Raw genomic sequence first — 4204 nt, 5'->3', positions numbered from 1 at the left:
CCATTCTGGGATAAGAATCACTCTTTATTAATGTTATTAATTACCTTATTCAGCAATATCTATTTAAAATAGATAAGAATGGGCTGATAATTCAATAGCTCATTTCAAAGCATCCAGTACATCAAATTTAGTGATAACTCTTTCATATCCTTGAAGGTTATCTACCCTACCTACTACCTTACAAGATTTTAATTACCTCTAAAATTAGAGGGGTGTTAGATTAATTTTCTAAAAATAATGTAAAATAAGAGTTCTTCTTAGAAAATAACTAACAAAACTCTTCAGAACTAGTAGCTCCCTGTACAACAGGGTTCGCCTATATTACTATATGGTATAATTTATTAATGGTATGATATTAATCATATTAATTTAGCTAAGGTTCTCCTCTAATTATAAAAAATAAACTAATTAACTTTAAAGCTCACTAAAAATAGCTGTAAAATATTTGTTCCTCTCACTTTGAGAGGGCCTCTAGTGACATTGAACATCATAAATCGACCGTTACAAAACCTACTGAAAACTTAGAGTAGGCTAAATATTTCCTTCTTATAATGCTAAAGGAATATGGAAGGATAGTTAAATCAAAAAATAAAGGTACCAAAATTCCCACCTTTAAGCTGTTCAAATTAGTTTCCTAAATGGTAAGGATTCTTACTACTTCACGGCTACTAGGGATTAATATACCAACAAAACCCCCACACATAGTAACCAGTGTTTGACGGGTTGATATATTCATGACGTTTTCGATCTTAGGAAAACGCACGATTTAAAGTTTTATTCAGGATTTTATTTTAAAAAATATACCCAATACCCTCGTAAGCTCTAACTAATTGACATTATCTTTGAGAGTGAATCCTTTTACTATAATTTTAAGTTTGATGTAGATACTGATCTTACTTTTATTCGCCAGACCCTTCTGGCCAGAATTGATTATTTTAGTTATTCTTAAGTGTACTAAACATTAAGGATTTGTTCATATTATTAGTAGAAAATTATTAGTAGAAAATTTTTTACATTGATATTTTTTATTTTTATTTATAAATAGTCTTAATGAGTTTTTAAGATCTTTTGGCATTTGAAAATTATGTTGAGTTAATCAAAGTAAGATAACCTAACTTAAAAAAGTTTGCTGAAAGGACGGTTAAAGCATAGAAAATAAACCCACCTAAAAATAGGGCTAAAAAACTTTTTAAAAAAGATCAGAATAAGTATATACTTTTTGGTGGGGAAGCTAACTTATATACCTAAGGCTCTCTATATTAATATTTTCTATGGCCCTAAATTTTTATTAGTTTTTTGTTCTTTAAAAGTCATGTAGAAGAGTTAACAGCCTGGTAGTTAAAAAGTAAATATTATCTCTTTCTATGATCGGCTCTCGTGTATGCGATTATACAATATAAAATAAACTTAATTTAATTTTTATGCTGAAGGATTAGATTTTAGAAAGGATAGAAAGGTGTCTCTCTGCTTAAGGAAAAGACAGTCTTTCGAAAATTTAAGAGGTTATTTAAGTATCTGATGAATCCCCCCCAAACATATTTATTCAATATGCTTTAAAACAAGATTTCACGAGACTGCAATCTACTTTTAAAAAAAGTAATATTCAAAAAGTATTAGAAGTTAATTTATCTATTAACTTACTTAATTAAGATCTCCAATATAATTCTAACTTCCCCCTTACCAGAACTGAATTTTCTTTAACTATCCCCGCCCCTCTTTTATAGTAAGTACTAAAAGCCATTACATGTACTCGATAATTGTGTTGCCAAATTGGGAGGTACTAATTTCGTGAACATCATGCATCAAACGAGCAAAATCGTAAGTTACTTTTTTATGCTTAATGGCACCCTCAACTCCCTTAATGACCAGATCCGCTGCTTTTTGCCAACCAAGATAACGTAGCATCATTTCAGCAGATAAAATGAGAGACCCTGGATTAACTTTATTTTGTCCTGCATATTTAGGTGCAGTACCATGGGTTGCTTCGAATACAGCAATGGTATCACTTAAATTAGCACCGGGAGCAATACCAATGCCACCAACTTCTGCTGCTAAAGCATCAGAAATATAATCACCATTTAAATTTAAGGTAGCGATAACACTATATTCAGAAGGTCGCAAAAGAATTTGCTGTAAAAAAGCATCAGTAATTACATCCTTAATAATTATGCTTGTACCCGACTTTGGATTTTTAAACGAATACCAAGGAACATTACCATTCAATGGTGTTGCACCAAATTCTTTAATAGCCACCTCATAACCCCAATCTTTAAAAGCACCTTCCGTAAATTTCATAATATTACCTTTATGAACAAAGGTTACCGAATCTCTATTGTTAGATATGGCATATTGAAGCGCTCGACGTATCAGTCGAGTGCTTCCCTCTTGAGAAACGGGCTTAATCCCAATACCTACCATTTTTGAAAAAGAGATTTTATTTACTCCCATTTCTTTTTGTAAAAAATCTATAACTTTAATAGCTTCTGGGCTTCCTGCCTTCCATTCAATACCAGTATAAATATCTTCTAAATTTTCTCTAAAAATAACCATATCCACTTTTTCAGGAATTTTCAGTGGACTGGGCACCCCTTTGAAATAACGTACAGGACGAAGACAAACATAGAGATCTAAATTTTGACGAAGTGCTACATTTAAGGAACGAATCCCTCCGCCAACAGGTGTGGTAAGAGGACCTTTAATAGCTATTTTATATGTTTGAATTACTTCCAAAGTTTCATCAGGCAGGTAATGTTTTTTTCCATATATTTTTTGGGCTTTCTCACCTGCATAAACTTCCATCCACGCTAACTTGCGCTTTCCCTTATAAGCCTTTTCTACTGCTATATCAATAACATTTTTCATGACTGGCGTAATATCCATCCCAATTCCGTCCCCTTCTATATAGGGAATAATAGGTTGGTTCGGTATATTTAAACTGCCTTCATTGTTAACCGTAATCTTTTCACCTTGGGTAGGAATGCTAATATGTTTATATCTCACCAATATCTCGTAGCAATTATTATTTCATATAGCTTATCTTAAAGCTCCTATTAAATCAATCTTCGAAATTAACACTGAATATCACCGACACCATACATAAAAATTAATATTTGCTCTTAAAAATCTTGCTTATTAAGCTTCTATTATTAATTCATAACTGCTGAAAGCACAGACCACCATCAAAATAATAGATTTTAAAAGTATAAAAATTAGTTAATTAATAATATAACTATTATACAATTCAATTTAAATTTAATCTAAATAAATCAGCCAATTTATAGAAGAGTGCATCACTGTCGCCTTAATGGTAAATTAATCCGACCCTGATTTTCATGCTAGAATTTGATAGCCTTACATACCCAACGAGCATACCAACATACCAACGATCATACCAACGAGGAAAGTAATTCTATTTATTTACTATAGATCCAATACTCACAGAAAGATTTCACGTGAACGAGTTACAAAGTTTCAGCTCACACATATTAAAATAATATGTTCAAAACCAATTTTTTTAGGCAAAAAATCAAATGTTTGATCGTCAAAATATAACTCTGCCATTGGTGCTACAATAATTATTTCTTTTTCAGAAAAAATTATTCAATAGAAATTTTAGTTTTTTTATTAGGATTCTAATAGATATAGTAGTAGTAAGAAAAAGTATTTGTAGTGAGAAAAAGTATTTGCCTATATTTATATATCAAATCTAAGAATGATAATGAGGGATCCACAGCGTATTTCAATCAATCCTCATACCACCCAACGATCCGTCACTAAAATTTCAAAATTATTTAATGTTATCTCTAAATATAATAATTCGAAGTTTTTTCTGTTTAAGATGTTATTCAGATAGTATATCTAATTAGCCTAAAATTTCTTAAGCAATAAAATACTTTACGTTCAATGAGATATTCTAATGTTCCTTTTATTTTTAGAATTCAAATAACCTAACAATCAAGCAGGAATAATTTTACTATTGTTTAAAACAATTACATTCTTATATTCCAGAAAAAGAAAAGTAATAAAATAGATAATTTTTGATTAGGAATCGTTTATTATCTGAAATTAATTTTATAGCGATCCATCGGTTAGCACTAGAAGATCGTTTTAAAAAAGACTATTACACAATTAATTTTGAGGAAAATAATAATCAAAAACACTGTCTTTCTAAAATTTTTTATGGGTATTTTATGGTTAGTTATTC

General features: G+C 30.3%; 1 protein-coding gene. It reads right to left on the bottom strand.

Translation table 11 applies throughout. The features are described from left to right. Positions 1-1740: 1740 nt before the first annotated feature. Positions 1741-3006, bottom strand: coding sequence for an NADP-dependent isocitrate dehydrogenase (gene icd / locus CLERM_RS03565; protein WP_236905105.1), 1266 nt, complete (start codon positions 3004-3006; stop codon positions 1741-1743). Positions 3007-4204: the final 1198 nt, after the last annotated feature.

Origin of the sequence: Coxiella-like endosymbiont (assembly GCF_002871095.1) — a bacterium.
Classification (GTDB): Bacteria; Pseudomonadota; Gammaproteobacteria; order Coxiellales; family Coxiellaceae; genus Coxiella.
The sequence above is the reverse complement of the archived record's forward strand: the minus strand, read 5'-3'. Positions and strand labels throughout refer to the sequence as shown.